The organism is Fannyhessea sp. C0108B2 (assembly GCF_056583915.1).
Genome location: NZ_JBWPJQ010000009.1, coordinates 49,068 through 75,159 on the forward strand (window position 1 = coordinate 49,068; position 26,092 = coordinate 75,159).

A 26,092-nucleotide genomic window follows, 5' to 3' on the forward strand; every position below is an offset into this window, starting at 1 on the left:
TTAGCAAGAAAGGTTTTTGCCCTCACAACTGCTGTAATCTGTTGTAATTACATAAGGTTGTCCATGCCCATCGTCTAACTCAACGCAAACAAACGCACAGGTCACACTTGTATAACCAGCATGCAATAATACATCGGCATACAGTTGTGATTGCAATGTGTGACGTGCGGCAATCTCTTCTTTTGACAAGCCCAAATCTCCTGTTTTGTAATCAATAAGAAGCGCATGACGCGACGAAGCAGAGGTTGCTAATAAGTCGAATGCACCATGATAATAGCGCCCATACACAGAACTACGCTGGATACAAAACGGCACTTCAGCACGGATAGTATCGTAGGTGAGAACTTCACGACGAATGTTAGAATTCCACCAACGCCAAAGCGCGTCACGTAACCGTTTCTCTTTTGCAGCAGATAACTTCCAATACGCACACATGCGCGCAATGTGTTCATCTGAGGGAAACAGGTTGTGTGATTCTACCATACTTTGTGCAAGCTGATGAAATGCCGAACCTAGTGCAGTTGCGCGTGTGGCATCGGAAGTATCCATCGATACATCTTGAACAGACACAACATCTGCTTTTTGCTGATCAACACGTGAGGTAAACGCCTGCTTATCTTGATCCATGGCGTCTTTAATCGAAGAAAAACTATAAAAATCAGCCGACGCACGCTGCATTATAATGTCATACATTTTCTGCGAAGAATTTGTATCATACAGTTCAAAGGGTATCGAGCTGGCATGCGTTCTATCATCTTGTATCTTAAGTGTGTCTGCACACGGTGAATCCTGCTTTTTATCGTGCTTCGTTGAGAACGCTTCTGATACCGGCAGACTAAGGCTATTCACAAGCTCACGTTTGAGAGGAATCTTATAGCCTTCAAGCTCTTCAAGTGCATGATTTCCTCGAATAACAAGCGTATCTGTATCATCGGGTTGCAGCTCAAACACACGAACAGAAGCATCTTGAGAGCCACCATACGCCTTATGATGAAGTCCTGCTTGTTCATCCACTATATCCAAAGCCTGAGCTACGCGCAAAGCAAGCGTATCACGATAGCCATCTTTAACCGAAACAAGGGGCAAACCAACAATCAATGCTTCGCGTGCACGCGTTAAGCCCACATAGAGAATACGCGCGCTTTCTTCGCGATCACGAAGCGAAGCCAAACGTTTTCCATACTCAAACCACTCACTATAACACTTGGGTGCACGTTCTTCTACAACCCCCTCATCAAATTTTTGATGGTTCTGTGTGCTGGCTTTTTTTAATTTCGGCGGAACCAACATACACGCCACCTGTGCCGCGGTCTCTTGTGTGTCTAAAGACGAGGAATGTGCGTCGCTGTGCGGTGGTTGCTTTGTTGTAGATTCTGGCTGCTTTGTTGAGCTCTTAGGTACAGGAACACACATCACACGAGGAGCATCAGGCACTTCGGTATACCATTCGCTTAAAAAGACAAGCGGAAATTGCAACCCCTTTGAAGCATGAACCGTCATAACTTGAATTGAATCCTGATTATCGCCTGCAAGCGACGCCGGCGCAATCTTTGAGCGAGAAAGCCAAATGTCAAACTCTTGAGCGGCACGCGCTGCCCCTAAACCCAAATCTTTGGTAAGTTCATCTATATATTTAAGTGCAGCCATAATATTTGCACGTACAGGAATAGTTGTCGTACCTGCTTTTTCGAGCCGCAACAACCAGCCCGACTGTTTAACAACCTCTAAACATACATCGGCAACACTTTTATACGGAAGCTCATTACGTGCATGCATAAGAATATCGTGAGCGCGCTGCAAACGCAAAGAACAAGGCATATCCTTGTAAAATGTCATATGCTCCAGTCCACGATCAAGCGGACGTTTTGCAGGTAAATCACTTGTTGGCTGATTCATAGATGCAAGCAGCAAAAGGTCTTGTTCGTCGAGAGCAAATAGCGGCGAAATCAACAAACCAAAAAGTCCGTTTTGTGTATCACACGGATTGGCTAAAACATGCAGCAGCTGAGCCATAACCTGTACTTCGGGAGCAGATGTAAAGGTAGAGCCTCCACTTACCACACAATTAAGACCACGTGCACGAATTGCATCTAAATATACATCAACATTTGTTGCAGAGCGCACTAAAAGTGCCATATCAGAAGGCTTTTGACCGTGCTTTACATACGTATACATGCGCTGTGCAAGCGCTGCGGCCAACACCTTACGCGCACAAACATCGCGTTTGAAAGGCGCTTTTACCATTTCTACATCCAAACGAGGAAGATCATGGGCCTTATAAGCTGGAGCTCCATCTTTATCTTTAGCTTCACGATCAGGATACTCATCCAGGTGCATAAAGTGCTGAATAAGACCTTGTTTTGGATTGCTGGGAGTTCCTGCATCGCATACTTTATCAACAAAAGACAAAATATCTTTATGGCTTCGATAGTTAACACTAAGTTTAAGCGAGTGCGTACACGTGGCTTCGCGCTTTCTAAATACCGAAACATCAGCACCACGAAATGCATAAATAGACTGTTGCGCATCGCCGACTGTGGTAAGGTGCTCAGCATTTTTTCCTGACAGTAAAGAAATAAGCTCTAATTGCGCCGTATCGGTATCTTGAAACTCATCAACCATAACCAACTTAAAGCGATTCGTGAGCTGCTCTGCAACGTAAGAATTATGTTTAATAACGCGCAGGGTTTCGTGGATTAAGTCGTCATTATCGAGCATAGAACATTCACGCTTAAGTTGCATATATCGCTCATCCACATGCCGCGCTATGTCCACACACAAATCAAACGCGCGGTTAAGCACCAAAAACCGTATGGTATCATGTGCGCATGCAAGATCTTCTTTAAGGGTTTTAAGCTCTTGAGCATGTGCCTTACCAACGGATTTGGGAAGCTTTGTGTTAAGCTCCTGCAAACATGCGCACATATCATTACGTGAGGCAATAACTTCGTCGTCAGATGCGTCAATCTCAAGTGTCTGATTAAGATTTTGAAAACAGCTTTGCACGCGCGAGCAAAATTCTATACAAGGCGCAAGCTTTTCTTTACCTTTTTCGGTTATATCATCCGCGTTACAAAGTGTAGTAAGACCGCTTATGATGTCATCAATTCGTGGCTCAAGCGTTACATCCTCTACCTTGGTAAAATCGTCGTACCCATGGGGGTGTATTTTTGCTTGTCGAGAAATGGTAGAGATTACAGCGCAGAGCCCTGTTGGTTGAAACTTCGTGGAAGCATCGCCCATGCTTCCCATTTCATATACCTCAAGCAATAAACGCATACCTGAAATCTCAAAACGCTTATGATAATAAGCACTTAAAACATCTTCAACAGCACGACGCATGAGCTTTACGGTATCGTTTTCAGACGCAATGCTAAATTGCGGATCTATGCCAAGGTCAAGCGCATATGTTTTAAGTATCCGAGAACACATGCCGTGAATCGTGCTGATCCATGCATTATCTACCTCAAGCGCCTGTTGAACCATATGAGCTTCGCGTAAACTAGAACGAATGCGCTCTTTTATTTCGTGAGCGGCTGCATGGGTAAAGGTAATAATTAATACCTGCGATACATCATCTAAAAATGCAGTGCCGTTTGGACCTGAACCCTTGGTAAGTGCCCACAATACGCGTTTGATAAGCGTATAAGTTTTACCCGATCCAGCACCTGCCTCTACAAATAAAGGAGAAGCAAGCGTTGTGACGATCTGTTTTTGTTGATCGTTGGGCTCGTCTAATCTCTTTTCATCGGTGACGCCTCCGCTAGTTTTCATGGTGAATCCTTCCATTTTGATAAGCAATTTTACAATACGGACATGTTTGAATGTGCTCGGGGGAGCTAATGTCTGGCGCAATGTTTCCGCCTAGCATGCCTGTAATTTTTTGGGCAATCATATGTTCGGTTGCATCGAGAACCCCTTGAAAACCTGTGAGCGTACTATACTCACTATAAAAATTGGCAGGTACCGCAATGCTTTGACGAAGCTGGCGAGACACACGATTACAACCGCACACACGATCGATAAAGTTTTCGTCCACAGCACCTGAGAGCGCATGATTTCTTTTAGTAGAAACATAAAGCGCACCTACCACATGCAAATTGGGATAGAGCTTTTGTAAAACGCGTGCATAGATAAGCGTTTGAATATGTTCTGCCAGTTCATACGTGCCATCTGTAGAGGGATGTGCAGTAAAAAGCGCATAGGACGGTAAAAACATATCGGTTGACTTATGCTTATAGTCAATAATAAGCGCGTTACCATGTGCATCTACATCAACGCGGTCAATTGAACCATTGACATATACGCCTGCATATTCAACAGTTGCCTCACCTTTACCAAAGCCAAGTTCAAAAAATCTAGGCTCAAACCCTTCAAACAGCCCTGATTCATAATCAAGAAACGAATGTAAATCTTTACGTATTTGATTAAGCAGCCCCTCGTCTTCCAAACAATGCGGTACAAATATTTGCAGTTGTTTATACCTTTTTTGACTCTGCTTAAGGTATTGATGACGAAGATGTTCATCAAAGAACTGATCAAGCAGCGTATGCGCATGCTCATCGGCAGTCTTACTTACGCGCGTTGGCACCTGTGCATTCGCACGCGCTCCAATCGTATAAAGCGCATCTGAATGCATGCTTTTACTTTGCGCCTCATCAAGCAATTTGGTATGAACAAGCTCAAGCACACGATGTACAAACGTTCCTGCTTCCATAGGAGAAAATCCAGCATCAGGTGTGGTTAGCCCTAAGCGTCGTTCATTAAACCATAAATACGGACAACGCAGGTATGCCTCAATTTGTGACGCAGAAAGCAAAGGTTTGTCTGCAATCTCGGCTTTTCTACCCATAGGCGAAACACATATCAACGGAATATAGTCTTTGCTTACCTGTCCTGCACATAAAGGATCATCTTGAGCAAGCACCTGGGGGCGCGCACCGGAATAAATCATGTGGGCAATGCCTGTTTCACTCATACTCATATGTGAAAAATGCGCACGAACATCCTTATCTTCAGAGGATGAAAGACCATAACACGCTAAAAGCTCGGTATACATCACCGAAGGATACGTCTTATGAGAAGATTCATCGAACGAAGTGCGCTCTAAAACCACATGATGTTGGGCAAGTCTTAAGAGCGCGCGAAAATCGTGCCGCGCGCGTGCAAGTGGCGTTACAGGTTTTTCGATATCAAATGCAATAAGAAGTTGCTGAAGTGGATCAAGCGGGCGAGGAAGCGGACTCATCTGTGAGGTTTGTCCACTTAACACTACTGCACCAAACGAAGCAGGAAGATGGAGCGCAAGCGCTGATGGCTGCGCAATATACACACAACACAAAGGCTCGCTTGTAGATGAGTCATCGCACGATGCTTTTTCATCACTATGCGAATGGTTGCTGGACACCTTCTTAGCTAATGGGTGCATATACGGATACACACGACACGTCATTGAACGCGCAATAAGATGTACGTCCTCGATAAAGTTTGGAAGAAAATCTTCTACACAATAATCTGCGGCGCTTGATACATAAAATTCTTTAAGTTCCTTAACACGTGCATTGAGGTGCATAAGAACGCTATATGCAAGACTCTGCTCAAATGGATGAGGCTCTCGCTGAAAAATAGTGCAGGTATTGCTCATGGAATCAATATAGAAGTCATCAGTTGTGCGCGCGTCAAACGATTGCACGTATGGCTGTGCCAGTTTTCCAAGTGCAGCTGCAACATGGCCTTTAAGCAGCTCATGCGTAGCGCTTACCACACTTTGAGAAACCATGCGCGGATTTTGGAGCAACTTTAATACGTCGCTTGGTGTAAGAAGCCGATTTGAACGCATCAGCCTATCAAGACGATACACGTTTGACATGCTCATATGTGCACAATCTGACATTAAAAAGTCTATAAGATCTTTTGGAGGCCACCACGACATAGAATCAAGTGGGATGGCAAGATATGTTCCCTCTTCTCCCTGCGTAGGAGCAGGCCAGGTTTTTGCAGCTTGCATAAGTGTTGCTACACTGCGTAAAAATTGAAACACTGCACGCCCTGTTTGCGTTTCGAGCACCGAAAAACTAAGCTCGGCTTTAACGCCAATTCCTTGCTTGCATAACCGAGGTGCTAAATCTTTCCAAAGATAGAATGCATCGGGAGCAGAAATTGCAACAGTTTTGCACGTTTGAGCAAGGTCTTCTACGCGCTTAGCAATAAGCGACGGGCGTGCAAGCGGACCTGTTGGAAAAAGAAAATCAAGCGCACCCGTTGAAGCAACGCTTTGTTCATCGTTTGAAAAAATGTGTTGAGATACCTGCGCCAACTCTTCACAAACACTCACATCGTCAAAAAATTCATCGGTTGTAAAAGACTCTATCTGAGTACACGGTGAAAGAAGCGCCATAAGTTCTTGCTCAAAACGTGTGGGCGTATCAAAACCCACCATAAAAATATGAGGTAGCTGCACATGGTGCTGCTTAAAAGACGCACTGAGATATTCAAACATTTCTGTTTGTTCGATATATCCTTGTGCGTGAATGTAGGCTTGATATGCATGCGCAAGCGTAATAATTTCTTGTTGAGCAGGCGTATATGCAGGATTTTTTGGATCACAAGCAACCACCTGTGCAAAGGCGCGCTCAAAAAGCTTTGCCAGCACACTTGCCAAACCATTATTGGCGCCAAGCTCAAAATCTTGCGTATGTTCATAAGGAATTTTTCCTGTAAGCAAACACCGTATGGCATACATACGCAAAGACGCAGGCATAGCAAGATATGCTTTGCTACCCCACACACTCCAGCGTTCTTCAACCCACGCACGAGGTTGCGTTATACGTATACCTAAAGCCAGCTGCTGATATGTAGCTATAAGACCTTCAACTTTTGTTTGCATCGTAAACGAAGGCACAAAAATAACAACGTCTTGCTGCGCGCGTAGAAGTTGTTGCAAAGCATTGTAGATAGTTGGACGCAACATAAGTTCTCCTCATGTATACACAGCACCACTTGAATACCGTGTTATGATTTTTGTTCTTTATGTAACAGGATAGCGCATGAGGCGGACAAGAATTATACCTACATTGAATTTAGCTATTTAAAAAGTTGTGTGACGATAATTTGTGGGGTAAAAAGCTCCGCGTAAAAAAATTGCGCAGCTCAAAGCTGCGCATAAAAATAAGCTCATAACGGTAGTCTTAGCAAAATTAGCCTTAATTACAAATTAAGCGCACCCGTCCATTCTTCTTCGCGAAAGCCAGCGCAAACAGCCGTTATTTTTTCATCGCACCTAACAACTAATAACGGACGTTTAACCAGTTTTCCCTCGGTACCCATAAGCTCAAATAATTCATGAGTGCTCATACCAGCATCTAATTGTGCCTTAAGGTTCATTTGGCGATATAAAACACCCGAGGTATTGCACAAACGGCGCGGATTATCATACGAACTGCACGCAAACCATAAAGACAACTCTTCGGGCGTGGGGTTTTGCTCAACAATATCACGAAGTTTGTAGTCTACCTTATGCATATCAAGCCATGCCTTTGCTTTTTTGCAGGTAGAACACCTTGGATACCAAAGAAGTGTTACACGGGCTGAATCTGTTTGCATATATCTCATCCTCAATTCATATCTCTATGATTGTTTATTGTTTGCTTGTTTATGGATTGCTTGTCCATCGTTGTATAGATACCCTTCCTGTAGCAATTATGTCGCCACAATTTTTTGCACACCAAACTCAGTTTTGCAGGCGTCGCCTTATTTTCAGGTGTTGCTCCTTTTGCAGACTTTGCCTTATAAAACTTTAATGAACCTCCACATGTAACACGACTAAAGTTTACAGATAAGGGTACGATAGATGAAGAACTATATGTCACCTACTACGCACATAAACATCACGCTTAAGCAAAAGCTTACGCACTATGCGCGTGCAATTACATTCGCGCACCATGTACATACAAGTATTGTCCATATAAGTGATGTTTAGCCGTTTGCATATAAGAAAGAGGCGCTCATGTCCGAGTTACTTACTGTTTCAAATTTGCATGCAGGAACAGAAGATAAACCCATTTTGCATAACATAAATCTCACCATTAAGCCAGGAGAAACCCATGTGATGATGGGTCCTAACGGTGCAGGTAAATCAACACTTGGTCACGTTATTATGGGCGACCCTGTTTATCACGTAACAGAAGGTTCTATTCATTTTGAAGATCAAGATATTACCGAGTTCACCGCAGACAAACGCTCTCTTGCTGGCATTTTTCTCTCCTACCAAGCTCCCGTTGAAGTTCCAGGCGTGCCACTTTATAGCTTTTTACGCACCATTTGCCAAAAGCGTCCCGAGCTTAAATTAACAGCACGCAAGTTCCGTGAGCGTGTTTCTGAAATCTCGTCACAGCTTGATATGGACGAAGCATTTTTAACGCGCGAACTTAACGTTGGTTTTTCTGGCGGCGAAAAGAAAAAAGTTGAAATGCTACAGCTCTTATTGCTTCGCCCCAAGCTTGCAATCCTTGACGAAACCGATTCTGGCTTAGACGTTGACGCACTCGCGATTGTTTCAAAAGGTATCGAGGCATATCGCGCGCAGTGTGACGGTGCTTTGTTGATGATCACGCATAACACACGTATTCTTGAGCGCTTAAACGTTGATCGCACACACGTTATGGTAAAAGGCCACTTAATGGCAGAAGGTCCCGCTTCGCTTATCGACCATATTGACGCACACGGATTTAGTGAATACGAGCAAAAACTTGAAGAACAACTTGATGCGCGTGGAACAAGTGAGGCTTAACGTGAAAGACCAATCTTTAATAGAGCTTGCCGACAAAGGTCAAACCGATGTGTTTGATACCAAATCCGCAGGTGATGACTATGTAGATCGCGGTGCAAACTCAAATGTTGGTGTCGACGAAAAAGGCCGCTCTAATATTTCTGATATCGACCGCTCACTCTATGACTTTGTTATGAGTGAGGAAGGCTACGAACGCTACGCAGACGGTCTTACGCCCGAAATTGTTACCTCAATTTCGCGCAAGAAAGATGAACCTGCATGGATGTTACAGCTGCGCCTTGAAGCACTTGAAACTTATCACGAGCTCAAGATGGCAGATAACTGGGGTCCAGATTGTTCGGGCTTAGATCTCAACCATATTTCAACCTATGTAAGCCCACGCACCAAACAGGCTCGTAGCTGGGATGACGTTCCAAAAGATATTAAACAAACGTTTGAGCGCTTAGGAATCCCCGATGCCGAACGTAAAAGTTTGGCTGGCGTTGGTGCGCAGTACGACTCTGAAATTGTGTATCACAACATGCGCGATGATGTAGCAAAACAAGGAGTTGTATATACCACCATTGAGGATGCACTTCACGATCCGCGCTGGGAACCCATGGTCAAAAAGTATTTTTCCAAGCTTATTCCTCTTAAAGATCATAAGTTTGCAGCGCTTCACTATGCCGTCTGGTCGGGTGGCTCGTTTGTGTATGTTCCCAAAGGCGTAACGCTTAGTTACCCCCTTCAAAGCTATTTTAGGCTTAATGCTTCAAGTGCTGGTCAGTTTGAACATACGCTCATCATCGTAGACGACGAAGCCGATTTACACTTTATTGAGGGGTGTTCTGCGCCAAAATATTACGAAGCAAACCTACACGCAGGAGCCGTTGAGCTTTTTGTGGGCAATAATGCACGTATGCGCTATTCAACTATAGAAAACTGGTCAAAGAATATGTACAACCTCAATACCAAACGCGCACTTGTGGGTGAAAACTCACGAATGGAATGGATTTCGGGCTCGTTTGGTAGTCATGTTTCGTACTTATATCCAAGTACCATTTTACAAGGCAACCACTCTACCTGCGAATTTACGGGCATTACCTTTGCAGGAGCAACGCAAAACCTAGATACTGGCTGCAAAATCGTTATGAATGGTCAAGGCTGCAAAGCTTCGGTTGATACAAAGTCAATTTCTAAAGACGGCGGTATCAACACTTTCCGCTCGTCTATGATCGTTGGTAAAAGCGCACATCACTCGGTGGCAACGGTAAGCTGTCAGTCGCTTATGCTTGATGATATTAGCCGCTCAGATACCATTCCTGCGAATAATGTTCGTTGCGCTACGGCAAGCGTGGGACACGAAGCAACCATCGGAAGAATATCAGATGACACTATTTTGTATCTTATGAGTCGTGGATGTAGCGAAGCCGAAGCACGCACCATGGTTGTTAACGGCTTTGCGAGCCCGGTTTCTAAAGAATTACCCCTTGAGTATGCAGTAGAAATGAATAATCTTATTAAAATCGAAATGGAAGGAGCGATTGGCTAAATGAGCACCAACACAAATGAACAGTCGACTCCGCAAGAAACTACAACAAGTTCCTTGACACAAGAACAACCAACAAGTGCCTTTACGCAGGAAACGGCAATGCACGTAACCAAAGATGTTATCAATCTTGCTCATGTAAACGCACCTTGGTCGCAAACGTGGAATTATTTACACATCAATAATATTCCCTTTTCTGTTCCCGCGCCCGAAGTACGCGGCACGCTCTATGCGCGTCTTCCTCCCCTGTTCGACCGCATGACCTGCGGCTTAGGAAAAGATGCACAAAAGTGGATAGAATCTGTTGCGCCTGATGCACACGTTATAGAAATTCCAAAAGGTACTAAGCGTACAGAACCCGTTGTTGTTGATGTAAATGCCGATGCACACGAAGCAAAAGATACTGGTATCATCGTGCGCGAAGGTGCCGAGGCAACCATCGTTTTGGTTTCATATGGAAAAGAAGCACAAGACACAACTTCTGCTAATTTGGCGCGCATTGTAGCCGAACGCGAAAGCGTTATCCATTTGGTAGAAATTGTTGCTATGAATGATACTCACCAACATCTACAAGGCGTAGCGCTTGATGCCGACGATCGTGCAAAAATTGATGTTCACCAATATGCGCTGGGCGGTAAAAAAGTGGCCTTTGGTTTTTCGTGCGATCTTCACGGTAATTCATCGCGTCTTGACCTCATGCTTCGTTATTTTACCTGCGAACACGAACGCCTCGACGTGAACCATCTGTGCAGGCAACGCGGCAGAAACACGCGCTGTACCATGCTTTCTAATGGTATTCTTACCGATTACGCATATAAAACGCTACGAGAAACCATCGATTTGGTGCACGGCGCAAAAGGCTCCAAAGGAAACGAAGCCGAAACCGTTTTAGTTGCATCCGATAACGTTATGAATGAAACGCTCCCCGTTATTTTATGTGACGAAGATGATGTTTTAGGAAACCACGGTGCCTCAATTGGATCTATAGGACCAGAACAGCTTGCGTACTTAGCCGATCGCGGTCTTACCGAAGAAGAGGCAAACAAGCTCTTTACGCGTGCAATCTTTGACGATGCAGCTATCCACGCGCCAGACACGGTTTCGAGAAATGCTGTGTTGGATCGCGCGCGCGTTATTGTAGGTGATGACGTGGCAGATGATTTTACCGATGCATTAGGTGAAAATCATGCACGTAGCTACCAAATTAACGGTGTTATAGAAGATTAGTCACGCTACGATGTGTACCATGATATTCGCCGTGGTACACGCCGACTCATAGACTTTCATACAGAAGTGTCTAGGAAGTCGCGATGGTACGCAGCGTTAAACGGCGGCACACAACGGTACGCAACAAACGTTACACTGCGTTACGCAACAAACGTTACACGAAAGGTTTTATTGATAATGCTCGCAACCAACGACGAACAGGCGTTGCAGGAAAATCCCTATAAACAGGATTTTCCGCTTTTAGCTCAACACAAAGAACTTGCGTTTTTAGACAGCGCAGCCACAGCACAGCGGCCTTTAGAGGTCATCAATGCGCAAAGCGAGTTTTATCAAAGCATGAATGCAAACCCTTTGCGCGGTCTGTATAAGCTCTCTGTTATGGCAACCGAGGCAATTGAGGCCACACGCGCTCATGTTGCACGCTTTATTGGTGCAGTTGATGCCAACGGCAAAGGACGCGCACGCGAGGTTGTCTTTACGCGCAACGCTACGGAATCTTTAAATTTGATTGCTCAATCACTGGGAACAATGTGCTTGGAGCCTGGCGATGAAGTTGTTATTAGTATTATGGAACACCATTCAAACATGATTCCATGGCAACAAATATGCAAAAAAATGCATGCAAAGCTAACTTATCTCTACCTAGACGATACCTGCAGCATTTCAGACGAAGAACTTGAGCGCAAAATTACCAACAAAACAAAAATTGTAAGCCTTACACATGTATCTAACGTCTTAGGCATAACCAACGATATTGCACGCATTGCTGCACTTGCTCACAAAGTAGGTGCTTATATGGTAGTGGATGCCGCTCAAAGCGCACCACATATGCAGCTAGACGTACAACAGCTTAATTGTGATCTGCTTGCGTTTTCTGCGCATAAAGCACTTGGTCCTTTTGGTATAGGCGTTATGTGGGGAAAGCTTGACATTCTTGAACGCATGCCCGTATTTTTAACGGGTGGCGAGATGATAGACTCGGTAACCACTTCTTCTGCAACGTGGGCGCAAGTCCCCGAAAAGTTTGAGGCAGGAACCCAGGACGCTGCAGGCATTTACGCATTTGACAAGGCTCTTAGCTATTTTGACACGCACGATATGAAAAAGCTTGAGCATCGCGAGGCTCTTTTGAGCGCATATTTGTATTCACGCTTGTCAGAGCTGAGCTTTATCGATATTTACGGAGCACATGACCCCGCGCGCCATAGAGGTGTTGTTTCGTTTAATGTAAACGGTGTACATCCGCACGACGTTTCATCTATTCTTGATTCGTATAATGTCTGCATTCGCGCAGGTCATCACTGTGCTCAACCGCTGCTGAACTCTTTGGGTGTTCAAAGTACCTGCCGAGCAAGTATTGCGTTTTATAACGACGCGCACGATATTGATTGCCTTATTGACGCACTGCAAGCGGTGCATGATATTTTTAAGCGATAACTATGCGTGCACCGTGGCGGCGTGCGCACCGCGCGATGCTACAGACCAAACCGAACGCATGCAAAACGGCAAACAACCAGCAAGGAAAGCCACTATGGATATGAACAAAAACCCGCACCAAACGATTGACAAAAAGCCTGCTGCCGGAGTAATGGGCGCTCCTACCCTCTATAACGCTCTGTTTATGGATCACGTCAATCATCCCGATTATTGCTATTCTATGGACAATCCAACACTTTCGCACGAAGGCGTTAACCCGTCTTGTGGCGATGAACTTACGTTTTCGCTGAAGCTCGATGAGCATGGCATTATTCGTGATGCATGCTATCAAGGGCATGGCTGCGCTATTAGTCAGGCATCTGCCGATATGATGAGTGACGCAATTATTGACAAAACTGGCAGCGAGGCGTTGCAGATGTGCGAACTTTTTGGCCGTATGGTGCGCAACCAGCTAAAAGATGGCGAATCGCTTGACAGCTTAGGAGACGCGGCCATGCTTAAAGACATCTCTCATATGCCAGCGCGCGTAAAATGCGCAGAACTTGCATGGGCTACGCTGCAAGAAATGTTAGGTGTACATAGCGACCCCGATACCACGCAGGCTTGCCAAGTAGCGCCTTCTCACGCAAAGGGGTTATAAGTCCGTAGCCGTTGTTTGCGCTGCGTTCGTTGCTTGCGCGCGACAGGGGAAAAGAGCTATGTGCTCTCAGCTAAAAGCTCAACGCCTTAGCTCCTGAAGCGCAAGTTCTATAAGCTTATCGGTACAATCAATCAAAAATAATGGAATATTAAGCACATCGTTATCCAGTTTTAAATTATCCAACGAAAATCGGATGCGCAGTTTTGTTTGCTGCGGAAACAGCTCTTTGAATTTTTTCAAGCTTTTACTGCGCGTATTTGATTCAGACTTAACCTCAATCGGAAAAATATCATTTTCTCGTTGGATAAGAAAATCAACTTCATACGGTGGATTTGTCTGCGCCCAATATCGCGGCGTAACTTCAAACTGGTTGAGAAGCGCTTGTAACACAAAGTTTTCTGTTAACGCGCCCTTAAACTCGGTGAACAGCCTATTGCCTTCTGCAAACGCAGTGGGAGCAAGACGCGCTAATCGTCTAAGTAACCCAACATCTACCAGATAAATCTTAAAAGCGGACAGGTCATCGTAGGCAGATACAGGCAGATTTGGCGCAGCGCTCCGATACACTTTGCTTACAAGCTGCGCTGATACAAGCCATTGCAAAGCATCCTCATATTCTCTTGCCCGTGCACCGCCTTTAACAACTTTATACAAGAATTTTTTATTTTCGCGCGCAAGCTGAGACGGAATAGACTTCCAAATCAATGATATTTTTGGAAACTCGCTCGCGTTGGGATGTTTTGCAAAATCTCGTTCATATGCTGTTATGATTTCATACAGCGCCGACTGCACAGCGTTTACATCTCGCGCTTGCGTCCACATTAAAACAGGTTCAGGCATACCTCCGCTCACATAGTACATTTTTAATTTTTCATACAAAGGATTAAAAAAAGCGTCTGGAAGCGGCTCTAAGGTATCAATCTGTTCAAGGTATTGCACGAGGTTTTCATCTTTGTTAGCAAGTAAAAACTCCGTGAATGTCATAGGATTTATCTGCATAAAATTTACTTTTCCCACCGGAAATGATGATGGTTTTGCAAGCGTTATTCCCAGCAGCGAGCCCGCGCACGCAATATGGTATTGTGGCGCGTCTTCGCAAAAATATTTCAGTGAGTTAATTACTTCTGGACAATCTTGAATTTCGTCAAATATAATGAGCGTGTGTTCTGCTTCGATGTTCTGACCGCTTGCAAGCATGAGATTTTGCAGGACACGGTCCACGTTTTTAGTAGTTTCAAAAAATTGCTTGTAGTCTTTGTTTTCGTCAAAGTTAAAATAAGCAACATTTTTATAGTTACGCTTGCCAAATTCTTTTAATATCCAAGTTTTTCCAACTTGGCGTACGCCCTGTAGTATCAACGGTTTGCGGTATGGTGAGTTTTTCCATGCTACAAGTTTGCTCATAATACGTCTATTCATACCTGCTCACCTTTCATGTGTAGTACGTTTGCTCCGATAGAAACTGCCGTTTTAGTATCAGCGCGATTGATGACGCTCATCACACAATTATATATATTTTTGTGATGTTTATCACATAATTATACGTATTTATGTGACGATTATCACATAATTATATATTTTTGCGATAACGAGGGATGATTTCTAGGATATTAAGAGCAACAGGCACAGCGCGTACATCAGGCAAGCCGTAAAATTTATGAATAAATTACGTGGCTTTATACGCATTTAATTGTGTGGTACTGGTGAATACCAATTTAGCACGCAAAAAAACCGTAATTATGCAGAAGCGCTATTCATAAAATAGTAACGCCTTGACCATGGAAAACGTGACCCCCCCCCCCATAATGTTTTCTAAAACGCGCTCAATTACCATATATCTTTAAGATGTGCTCAAAACCAGCCAGACATTCATATAAAATGTTATTTATTTATATTCATTCGATAGGGTCCAAAAAGTTTAGGTGATTACAACATGACGCATAAAACTCGTTTGCAAAAGCACGCCAGAAAAACGCAGCTCAAAAAAGCTCTTGCCGCAGAAACGGGAACAAAGCTCAGTGTTGCAGCATCGGTTGCGATTGCTTCAACCATTGCTCTGGCACCAATCGCACAAGCCGAACCGCTTAGTGTGCATGAAACACAAACTCAAGAAGTATCTTCTTCAACCCCTAAGCCAAAGGCTGCGGCTGCGCTGCCTGATGGGAGCCAAGGCACGGCCAACGGCGCTGGTCAAGGTGCGGCCAACACCGCAAACCAACCAAACACCGCAAACCAACCAAACACGCCAAAAGAGTCCACTCCTGCAAGCATGGATCGCTCTGGAGAAAACAGCGCAGGTCCAAACGCAGAAAGCGTTTCGACGCAAGGATCATCTGCCTCGGAAAAGCCTCAAGTTGCAGTTATTACCCCAAACGATAAAAACCCTTCGGCAACAACGCAAGAAGAGGCAAACACCCAGGTAAAACGCGAAGAAGACAACAAGAAAACCTATACGCTAACGGTATCCTATTGCGTTGAGGGCTACCACCAAAAACAGCTTTTACAACCAACAGAGTTTACCTTTACCGATGACGAACTTACCAAGATAAGTGACCCTAAAGGTCAAGGACTCTATATTTCTGTTGTAGAAACAAAAGGTTATCGCGCGCAACGTGGTAACTACGTTAAAGAAAACGGGAAATACATTCTTGATACCAAAAAAGACGCGTCGGTACAAACATACATAAAGATAGACCGCACCTTAATTGAAGCTCATAAAAATACCATTACGTCTACCGATACCAATATTATTTCTAACTTTACGGTTAATTATCGCCCTAAGACTATTACGTATTATGTGCGTCACATGCTCCAAGATCCCAATGACCCCCAAAAGTTCATTGAGTTCACAGGCATTAACGAGCAAATTACCATTAAGGATAAACAGGGTCAATCTCACACAATTAGAGTAAGTAAGGCAAAAGGTGTAGTTGGACAAAACCTCTATGCTCAACCAGTAACTATCGAAGGCTATACGCCCGAGCCAAATATTATTAACTCCCCCATTCCTGATGACGAAGATTATTCAGACGATGATGACAACAATTTGAATAATCCATCTCTTGCAAAGAAGCATCTTGTTCTTGAGTTACGCTATTTGCTTAATAGACATGAAGTGTCTTACGATACGCAGGGTGGCACAGCCATTCAGTCAAAGACGTTTTACTATGGCATGAAAGTTGATGCGGTGCCTGTACCCAAACGTAAACGCTACACGTTTCTTGGATGGACTAAGGAACCGTCTACGAGCACGCCTGCTACAGCATCTGGAACGCCCGCGCCTCAAACACCCGATAACAGCAAAGATGCCAGCAAGATTAACAGCATGCCTGATAGCGATGTTCATTTTGTAGCACATTGGGCGCCAGAAAAAGAAACAGCGGAGTATCACATTAATATCTGGGTGCAAAAGGCTGATCTTCCTAAGCCTGATGACCCTACCAATATGGATAACTACGACTTTATTGGTCAGGTGAAAAAAGAAGGCAAGAGTGACGGTACCATCCAGGATAATGATTTGAACTTAACCGAGGATCAAATTCTCCAGCTTACCTGGCCAGATAAGAACTTGCGCGGAGCCATCAACGATCAAGAAGACTTCAAAAAGTACTTCATGGAAGATCAAGCAAGTGAAGCAAGAACAAAAGCGCTAAACGACGTCGAAGAGCCCGAGTATTTTGGTGCTAAAAAAATGCGTGCGCTTACGAAAATTCGCCCTGACGGCACCACCGTGGTGAACAAAGTGTTTAACAGGCGCGTCTACGAGCTTATTTTCGCGAACCCCGATATTGTGAACGCGGGCGGCACAAGTAACAAACTGTTTGATTCGGTTGACCACATTACCATTACAAAAGGTGGTAAGGAATATAACGATAATACCGATAAGGACAAGCTCTATAAAGTTACTTATCGCTTTGGACAAACCATTCATTACACAAGCGATTTTCCTACAGATGCCGAAACAAAACGATACAAAACGCAAGACGACGACTCACTCGCATTTGGTTTAGGCTGGAGAGTTGCAAACGACGCTGGTAAAATTATCTTTATAGACACACCACCCTATCGCTTTGACGAAAAACACTTTATAGCGCCTCAGAAAGATAATGAACGTTTTTCGCAGAACAATATCCGCCTTTTTGGAGAAAAGCTTACGCCTTATCAGCGCGTCCTTGTTCCCGATGCAAACAACGATCAGGCGGGATCAATACATGTTCTGGTTAAGCTTGAAACCGAGGAATCTGCGCGCAGAAATGATGACAACAGCGAGTATGTAGTGTCTGAACTCAGCTATACCAAAGACGACACGCTGAACAGCAGCTACGACTACGAAGCCCCCACCATTGAGGGCTTTGAGGCGGTTAACAAAACACAGAAAATAGAAGACAAACCCGAGGAAGACAAATATTACGAAAAGCTTGCCGAAGAGCTTGCAGATATATGGGAAAAAGATCATCCAGGCGGAGAAGACCCTGATGATGACGACGATGAATTTAAAAACTGGGTTGCAAAAAAATTCCCTCATCTTGTCTTTACGTCAGAAGGTTCTAACGGCGCAGAACTCGAAGAAAATGGTCTTTTGATCTTCGAGTACAAGCGCAAAAATGTGAGCGTTCGCTTTAATGTTGATGAAATTACACAAGTTAAGGATTCAAACGGTACGCAGGCAAGCACACAAGAACCTTACGCTACAAACATAAGAAAATTTGCAGGCAGGTATAATGATGGTGTTATCAAGAATCCGCCTGCCGCTGGCAAGCACTTTGCTTCAAGTTATACCTTTACTCTTAACGGCAAAACATACACATTTTCGCGTCCTGACAACATTCCCGAAGACTACGAATTTGCAGGCTGGTCGCTTGATCCCACAGGTACCAACAAACTTGCCGTCACAAAAGCAGACGGCACTGCCTATACTGCTCAAGAACTCGCAGATCTTCTTAAGAAATCTCCCGAAGAAATTGCAAAGGTTCTTGGAAATATTCCGCTTGAAACAAACGGCATTACGCTCTATGCAAGTTGGAAGCGCGTTGACACCATTCACACCATAGATGTTGATATGGCGCGCCCAGACGCACCTGAACATACGAAAGTGTTTGTAAAGCATGGAGCATGTGCCAAAAAGGCACGCACCACCGTACAGGATACTGATAGCGATAAAAAAAATAGCGATAAAAAGCGCGATTATTTTCCTGCGGTTGCCGATCGTCCAGGTTATATTTTTAACGGCTGGATGCAAAAATACACAAGAGCAGACGGAAGCGAGGAGTGGTTGCCCTTTGCGTTTACATCTCCCATTCTTGAAGATCTTCACATTAAAGCTCAATGGATAGAGGATAAACGTGTATCTGGTACCATGTCTCACGTCTTTTTACGAGAAGGATATACGGCAGAAGACTACAAAAAAGCTAAGGATACTAACAACCAAGAAGAACTTAAAAAGATGGTTGCCGACATCCAAACAAACGTACTTACTAATTTAAGGCCACGTTCAAGTTATGCTGCAGAGGCAGTCTATCGCAATGGCAACTATTATCCTGACCATACCTATACAACATTTATGGTGAGCGAGGACGAGAAAAATAACAACGCAGAATTTGTATATACGCCATATGCAATACGGCGCTTTACCGTCCACTATAAAGACGCTGCGGGGCATGAGCTTCGCACGCCCGAAGTCTTTGTATCCAATAGACTTACCTTTGACGTGGCTCACGCCAAAACGATTCTTGGTTATCGCTTACGAAGCAACCAAGCACTGGCTCGTCAGCTCCATTTTGAAGCAGACGAACACGGCGCATACAAGAATAACTACGACGTAGATTTTATCTATGATGACGTTCGCATTCTTTCGCGCGCAGATGCCAGCCAAGCAACGCCCGATGATTATTCTCGCCTGCAATTTGATACACAGACTACAGAACTTTCCATGCAAAACGGTCAAGTAATTTCTACGCCTTCGCATACAGACGGTGGAAATTTAGCTCCGTTTAATGGAACTGGCACAGGTGACACAGGCAAAACAACCAATACCCTTACCTTTGATGTTGTTAAGGGAATAAAAGCGTATGAGGCACCACTACCCACACCTCATGCAAAAGAGGGCTATACCTTTACAGGTTGGACATCGAAAGTGGTGTATGCAGCAGGCAACCCGACGGTGGACGGTGCAAATCGCCTGCCCGTATATTCGGAGGAATTCCCCTACAAGGTAGTGTATACCGCTCACTTTACTAAAACGCAGATTGCTTTTGTTGGTGGCGATACCACGACCGAGGCGCCCAAGGGCTACTACAAAGTCACCTATTCAGCCGATCAAAACGGTCGCTTGTCGCGCCAAATTTCTGACGGGCAAGGTGGCACTAAAACAGAAACGCTTGATACACTCACCAATGTTGTTGTACTTGATAAGTACAAAGATAACGTTATTGAAGCTCCTGTTGCGGTACCCGATAAGGGCTTTGAAGAAAAAGGCGACTTTGAATTTAAGGGTCGCGACAGCAAAGACCGCTCGTATGTAAAGCATTTTGTGATGATTGATCCTATTGCAGCTGAGCATCGCTATATTTTGCCTGATGAATCAGTGCTGAAGGCGAATGAAACGGCGAAGGATCTCATCAAGAACTATACCGCTTACAAGAATCAAACAGACAATTTGCCTGGTGAGCTTGCGGAGTATCGTTTCTTGGATGAAAAGGGTAATCCTGTAACAAAACTTGATTCCACAACTCCGGGCGAACACAAAGTGTTTATCGAAGTTATTGCAGGTAGAGCTGGTCAACGTGTACACAAAAAAGTACCTTACTTCTATACCGTTATGCCGCGCTCGTTCCTGCAAGGCGAACTGAGTAAATATGATGCTGACGTTGTTGCCGCGCACTACAAGAAATACACGTTTAAGTCTCGAACCGCCAATGGTATTATGACGGGTCGCGAAACGGCCCAAACCGTTGGTGACTATGAAACGCTTGCGGCGTATGTGTACGCTGGAACTGCCGCTGCACCTGTTGATACCTATAAGCTTGATGTGCCTTTAGCTGCTGGACACGACTTTGAAGCCAAAGGATATCACTACGTGTTCCGTGGTTGGAAGAAAGTGGACGGAACGTCCGCAGGGTCTGCTGCGCCCGATACCTTGCCAGCCGACTTCAAGTGGAAGAACTTTAAGCCTGATATTGAAGCAAAAGACCACTACAAAGACATTAAACCTACCGATGATGCCGCCTATGTTGCAATGTATGAGAAAGTGCCTTACGTTGTAGAAAAGAGTGAAGACGGTACTGTTCCACCTGATAGCGTGGTTGTATCGTTTAAGCCAGCAGCAGGACGTGCGTGGAAAGATGGAAAGACTGGTCCTAAGGTGCTCTACATCAAGAAGGGTGTAGACATCTCAAAGATTGATGAACACGGAAAACCTGTTACAGATCAAAACCAGAGCGTTCTTGCCTGGCTTGGCAATCAGCTGTATGGCTATGCTTTCGACTGGACAAAGTCTTCGATGGAAGGTATTGACCAGATTGACAGTATGAAAGATCATGGCGAGGCGTTGCCAACAGGTACTGCAGATGATGCATGGAAGTCGAACAACGCCTTCCAAGAGTTCGTTGCTCATCAAACACCGTATACTGATCCTGTTGGCGGTGTAGAAAAGACCATCATCCAAGGTACAAAAGCACCTGCGGCAATTGACTTTGTAAAGAATGCAGACCAGTTTAAGCCTGCTGATGGTGTTCCATTTGAAAGCATTAGCGCTGAATACGTAAAGGCTCCTTCAACTGATGCTGCTGCAAACCTCACGGTACCTATCAAAGTAACCGTTAAATATAAAGATAGCGCTGAGACTACGCATACCCGTGTGTACAACATCACGGGTGCTTTGCATGTGCTTGGTGATGTACTTGAAAAGAAGAACGCTCCAGCAGATGAAGCGCTTAAGAACCAGTACACCACCATTACCTTTGTAAGCAAGAAAGCTCCTGTTGTAGATGCAAGCGGCCATGAAACAGGCCAGACAGAAGAGCCTGGTCAAGTATCTGGCGCTACTGAAGGCACCGAGCAAAGCGAGCTTCAATATCTGGCGTATAAAAAAGACGACGCTAACTACACAATTGCCATCCCGCAAGTTACAGGCAAAGATTACATCGCAAACGGTTATCACTATGTATTTACGGGTTGGAAGAAAGTACAAAGTGGTGCTCATGCGAAAGAAGTATTACTGAATGCCAACCAGCGTACGCTTAGTTTTGATGCGCAAGAAAATGCTATCTACGAGGCACAATATAAGAAAGTTCCCTACATCGTAACCAATGTTACCGACGGAACGATACCCGAAGATTCAGTTGTTGTGTCCTTTAAGCCGGCGCCTGGGCGCAAATGGGCGGATGGTTCAACTGGACCAAAAGTCCTTTACATCAAGAAGGGCATGGACATTTCGCGCCTTGACGAGCACGGCAGACCTATTAAAGATACTGACACTACCACACAATCTATCCTGCAAGTACTAGGATCGCAGCTTGCGGGTTATAAGAACGACTGGTCGAAGTCATCGATGGACGGCATTACGCTCATCAAGAGCATGAAAGAGGGAGCTGGCGAAGACGGATGGAAATCCAATAACGCCTTCCAGGAGTTTGTTGCCCATCAAACACCGCACACCGAGCCTAAGACGATTGATAAATACCAGGCCATTATTCAAAACACAACGGTGCCATCGGCAAACGACTTTATTAAGAATGATAAAGACCTCAAAAATCTGCTCATGAAGAACGGTGTTGTTGTACCTGGTAAAGAGAATATTGAGTCGTACAAGGTTGAATTTGTGGGTGAGGCGCCGCAGTCCAAAGTTGCGGGCACCTATCTTGTGCCGCTTAAGGTAACGATTAAGTACCGTGACATGGACAGCGAGAGCGTATTTATGCTCAACTCGCAACTCAAGGTTATATACAGCGTGCTGTACGGCAAGAACAAGCCAACAAACGAAAAGCAGCCTATCGACTTTAAGGTGTTCGACGGCCATTATCGCAAGCTTACGTTCATTACCGACGATAACGAAAAGCACCAGCACAAGGGCACTATTATTGGCGAAACAAAGAATTTTGTGGACTACTACCTTGCCAAAGACCAGGATCTGAAAGCCCGCGTGCCAAAGATCCTCAACCAGGACTATGTGGAAGATGGTTACCACTACAGGTTTGTTGGTTGGAAGTTGGTTAAATCGACAGATACGGCTGTAACAGACGACAAGAACGAGCTCGGGAAGGACGACATTAAGTTCGGCACGTCCGATGCTGACACGCTCAAAGTGTCGAAGGAGACGACGGGCGACCTTATTTACAAGGCGGTATATGAAAAGATTAAGTATGTAGAAAACAGTCCGGTAGATGGCACCGTTCCTGCTGATTCGGTCGTCGTGTCGTTTAAGCCGGCACCTGGCCGCAAGTGGTCAGATAACTCAACCGGTCCTAAGGTACTCTACATTAAGAAAGACACCGATATTTTCAAGATTGACAAAGACGGTAAGCCTACAAACGATCCATCAAAGAGCATTGTTGCTGAGCTGGGCAAGCAGCTGCATGGCTATGAGGGCGACTGGTCGAAGTCATCGATGGATGGTCAGTCGACGTTTATTCCAAGCATGAACGATGCGCACAAGGTCAATACTAAGGCGTGGCTGTCAAAGGATGCGTTCCAAGAATTTGTTGCACATCAAAAGGCTGTAGTCGATCCTACCGTCAAAAACGAGATTGTTATTACGCAGTATGGTCAAGTGCCAGAGGCAAAAGACTTTATCGATAACATCAAGGCGCTTGAAGGCGATAACATTGCTAGAAAAGAAGACGGAACCTATGACATCGAAGTACATTACGGCGAGAATGACCAGAAGAAGCCAAACTCCGATGCCGCTGGCGTGTACACGGTGCCAATTTTCATAACCGTGAAGCATGCCGATATGGCAGATCCTATTGTGTACAAGCTCACAAGCGTTCTGCGCGTGATGGACAAGGTGCTGCCAGACGCTTATGGCAAGAAAATTGCTGATAAGATCAAAGAAAAAGAGCAAGCTCAAACTGATCCAAGCAAGCCGGTACAGTATACCGAGGAGGAGAAGCAATTTAAGGACAACTATGCAAAGGTTGTATTCTCTTCGGCTACTGATACTAAAGGTACGCCTAAAGGTACGCTTGTTGGCACAGCTACATACTATGTAAGGAAGAATACCGATATCGTCCTTGACACGCCTACCGTTATTGCGAGGGAAAATCAAATCGACGCTCAAACTGGTAAGAAGTTCAGGTACGTATTCACAGGTTGGCAACTAGTGATTACGCAGAACACGCCAGGCCAAGGCGGCACCCAAGCAGGCAGCACGCAGCCGGGTATCGCGCCGCAGCCTGGTGCAAACGCACACGCAAGCACTCTTATGCGCTCACTACGTCACCGCAGAAGCCTCGACGCGTTCACGCCGTTCACTACGCTCGTCCAAACTGAAACTCCAGGTAGCACACCTGGTGCTTCAGAGGGAGGCTCTACGCCTACCACAATAAGTGTTACAGTTCCGGCAGAAGATCTCAAGCCCGAAAACCTTGGTAAGACCTTACGTAAAATTGAAGCGAAGTACGGCAGAACCTTCACCAACGCAACGTACACCTTTGTTGCGCAGTATGAAAAACAACCTTATGTTATTGACGCAAGCCAGCAAAGCACCATGCACGACGGTGACGTTCCCGTGATGTTCTTACCAGCGCCAAAGCACACCTGGCAAGACGGCTCGTCGCGTCCGTACGTGTACTACGTAAACGCACAAGCAGGCGACATCTCGCCATATATGCAAGCCTTACAAGCCAAGCTTGGAAGCTTTGTTGATTGGGATGTGTACGACAACAAGGGCCAGCTTGTTACTGATCCTAAGGAGATAAAGGCAGCTTCAACGAACCCGAAGCATGCCTACACCTTCATCGCAAAACAGGCAGAAATTCCTAACCTTGTTCCGCGTGATGATAAGGTTATTACCGAGGGTGACGATATGCCTTCCTATGATGAAATGGTGCAAGACATCGTCCAGCATCAACAGGGCGTGCCTTCGGAAGCGCTTATTGATCCAAGCACGGGTAAACCGATTATGATAAACGGTCTCGAAGCCTTTACCAATGGCGTACTCAATAGACGCTTTGCTGGTTGGGAAACGCCCGAAAACGGTTATAAAGATATTAAGACCGATAAACCCGGCGTCTATAAAGTGCGCTTCGGTTTGAAGTATTACACCGACGAGCAGGAAATTACTACTACTATCAAGGACGGAAAAGTCGTCAAAGAAGGAAAGGTCGACAAAGACGGCAAGCCAATCTTTAAGACGGCCATTAAATGGGTTGAGGCAAATATTCGCGTGCTGCCACGCGTGATACCTGCTCAAAGCTTGCCCGCAGATGATACGGCTGAAGCAAAGTTCATCAAACAGAACTACACGAAAGTAACCTATCAGGTAGCGCTGGGCGATCACGGCTTCTTGGCGTCGCCGTATACCACGTTCTACGTGCGCCGCGGTTACACAATTGACCCCAACGCGCTTTTGTACTTTAACAAAGAGCTACGCGCGGCACATGCCCAAGGCAACGAAGAAATTGGCGTGCCAAATGTTGTGTCTGATCCAGGATACAAGTTCTACGAGTGGCAAAAGCACGCGGCGAATAACCAGGGTGATGTGGTGTATCTTGCGCACTTCCACAAGCTGCCGATTGCCCACTTTGCGTTTGAGACTACAACCGAAGCTGAGCAGGCATTTAGCACACGTCTTGTTGGCGACGCTCAAAACAAGCCTACGTATAAGCCAAAAGCTGGTACAAATCTGCCCTATGGCATAAAGGTTGATTGTGAGGGCAAGGGCAACACGTGCATCATAAGCGGTACGCCGCATATTAGTGATTGGAAAGATGGCGAAGAACAGCGCACTATTGACCTTACGTTTGAAGTGGTTGATAAGCACGCCGCTGACAAATATGGTCGTGAATCCTATGGTTTGCAGAAAGAAATCGTGGTACACATTGTGGTAACGCGTCCGCATCCAGCGCCTGAGCCGCCAGTACCGCCTGTATATCCAGCAGTACCGCTGATTCCGGCGCCCGTGCCAGTACCACCAGCGCCCACGCCAGCTCCAACGCCGGTGCCAACACCTGTTCCACCTGCGCCCAATCCCGTACCGCCAACGCCAAATCCTGTACCTGTACCTCCAACGCCGGTACCCGTACCGCCTATTCCTGTAACGCCTACGCATAAGGCAGACACGCACAAAGCAGGCGCGCAGCAACGTCGTTTGCCCAAGACGTCCGATCCTACACTTGCCGCAAATGCTGCAAACCTTCTTGGTATGGGCGTAGGCATGATAAGTGCCGTTGCGTTTGCACGCAGGAAAAAGCCTCGCCATCATCGTAAAAAGCATGAATAAACGCTGGTGCATCGATAAGCGTTGACGTGTGAA

10 protein-coding genes are annotated in these 26,092 nt (G+C 45.3%); 6 read left to right on the forward strand and 4 right to left on the reverse strand.

Going from position 1 to position 26,092, the window contains the following annotated elements; all coding sequences use genetic code 11:
• From AC1DBT_RS05380 to AC1DBT_RS05390, 3 genes are all read right to left on the reverse strand, one after another.
• Entirely contained in the window at positions 1 to 3,774 is a 3,774-nt protein-coding gene (locus AC1DBT_RS05380; RefSeq protein ID WP_480018913.1) for a UvrD-helicase domain-containing protein, read from the reverse strand.
• Complete coding sequence (locus AC1DBT_RS05385) at positions 3,764 to 6,970, reverse strand: PD-(D/E)XK nuclease family protein (protein ID WP_480018914.1); 3,207 nt, start codon at positions 6,968 to 6,970, stop codon at positions 3,764 to 3,766. The genes AC1DBT_RS05380 and AC1DBT_RS05385 overlap by 11 nt, the downstream gene beginning before the upstream one ends.
• A 236-nt stretch (positions 6,971 to 7,206) precedes the next feature.
• Entirely contained in the window at positions 7,207 to 7,602 is a 396-nt protein-coding gene (locus AC1DBT_RS05390; protein WP_480018915.1) for a Spx/MgsR family RNA polymerase-binding regulatory protein, read from the reverse strand.
• 403 nt (positions 7,603 to 8,005) lie between these two features.
• On the opposite strand from AC1DBT_RS05390, the gene sufC reads away from it, so the two are divergent.
• From sufC to sufU, 5 genes are all read left to right on the forward strand, one after another.
• The gene (gene sufC, locus AC1DBT_RS05395) at positions 8,006 to 8,788 is read left to right on the forward strand and encodes a Fe-S cluster assembly ATPase SufC (protein WP_006303075.1); all 783 of its coding nucleotides are present in this window, start codon (positions 8,006 to 8,008) and stop codon (positions 8,786 to 8,788) included.
• Positions 8,763 to 10,319 (forward strand): Fe-S cluster assembly protein SufB, encoded by a 1,557-nt coding sequence (gene sufB, locus AC1DBT_RS05400; RefSeq protein ID WP_006303074.1) that lies wholly within the window; start codon positions 8,763 to 8,765, stop codon positions 10,317 to 10,319. The genes sufC and sufB overlap by 26 nt, the downstream gene beginning before the upstream one ends.
• On the forward strand, positions 10,320 to 11,543 hold the full coding sequence (locus AC1DBT_RS05405) for a SufD family Fe-S cluster assembly protein (RefSeq protein WP_480018916.1): 1,224 nt from the start codon (positions 10,320 to 10,322) through the stop codon (positions 11,541 to 11,543).
• Between the two features lie 177 nt (positions 11,544 to 11,720).
• The gene (locus AC1DBT_RS05410; RefSeq protein ID WP_480018917.1) at positions 11,721 to 12,980 is read left to right on the forward strand and encodes an aminotransferase class V-fold PLP-dependent enzyme; all 1,260 of its coding nucleotides are present in this window, start codon (positions 11,721 to 11,723) and stop codon (positions 12,978 to 12,980) included.
• A gap of 94 nt (positions 12,981 to 13,074) precedes the next feature.
• Positions 13,075 to 13,620, forward strand: coding sequence for a Fe-S cluster assembly sulfur transfer protein SufU (gene sufU, locus AC1DBT_RS05415; protein WP_480018918.1), 546 nt, complete (start codon positions 13,075 to 13,077; stop codon positions 13,618 to 13,620).
• A gap of 78 nt (positions 13,621 to 13,698) precedes the next feature.
• Here the strand turns inward: sufU and AC1DBT_RS05420 are convergent, their stop codons facing one another.
• Entirely contained in the window at positions 13,699 to 15,039 is a 1,341-nt protein-coding gene (locus AC1DBT_RS05420) for an ATP-binding protein (RefSeq protein WP_480018919.1), read from the reverse strand.
• Between the two features lie 514 nt (positions 15,040 to 15,553).
• On the opposite strand from AC1DBT_RS05420, the gene AC1DBT_RS05425 reads away from it, so the two are divergent.
• Entirely contained in the window at positions 15,554 to 26,059 is a 10,506-nt protein-coding gene (locus tag AC1DBT_RS05425) for an InlB B-repeat-containing protein (protein ID WP_480018920.1), read from the forward strand.
• Positions 26,060 to 26,092 lie beyond the last annotated feature (33 nt).

Bases quoted from the DNA above. Each gene is read 5' to 3' on its own strand.
- AC1DBT_RS05410 (WP_480018917.1), top strand. From the start codon at position 11,721: ATGCTCGCAACCAACGACGAACAGGCGTTGCAGGAAAATCCCTATAAA.
- AC1DBT_RS05405 (WP_480018916.1), top strand. From the start codon at position 10,320: ATGAGCACCAACACAAATGAACAGTCGACTCCGCAAGAAACTACAACA.
- sufB (WP_006303074.1), top strand. From the start codon at position 8,763: ATGCGCGTGGAACAAGTGAGGCTTAACGTGAAAGACCAATCTTTAATA.
- sufC (WP_006303075.1), top strand. From the start codon at position 8,006: ATGTCCGAGTTACTTACTGTTTCAAATTTGCATGCAGGAACAGAAGAT.
- AC1DBT_RS05425 (WP_480018920.1), top strand. From the start codon at position 15,554: ATGACGCATAAAACTCGTTTGCAAAAGCACGCCAGAAAAACGCAGCTC.
- AC1DBT_RS05420 (WP_480018919.1), bottom strand. From the start codon at position 15,039: ATGAATAGACGTATTATGAGCAAACTTGTAGCATGGAAAAACTCACCA.
- AC1DBT_RS05390 (WP_480018915.1), bottom strand. From the start codon at position 7,602: ATGCAAACAGATTCAGCCCGTGTAACACTTCTTTGGTATCCAAGGTGT.
- AC1DBT_RS05380 (WP_480018913.1), bottom strand. From the start codon at position 3,774: ATGAAAACTAGCGGAGGCGTCACCGATGAAAAGAGATTAGACGAGCCC.
- AC1DBT_RS05385 (WP_480018914.1), bottom strand. From the start codon at position 6,970: ATGTTGCGTCCAACTATCTACAATGCTTTGCAACAACTTCTACGCGCG.
- sufU (WP_480018918.1), top strand. From the start codon at position 13,075: ATGGATATGAACAAAAACCCGCACCAAACGATTGACAAAAAGCCTGCT.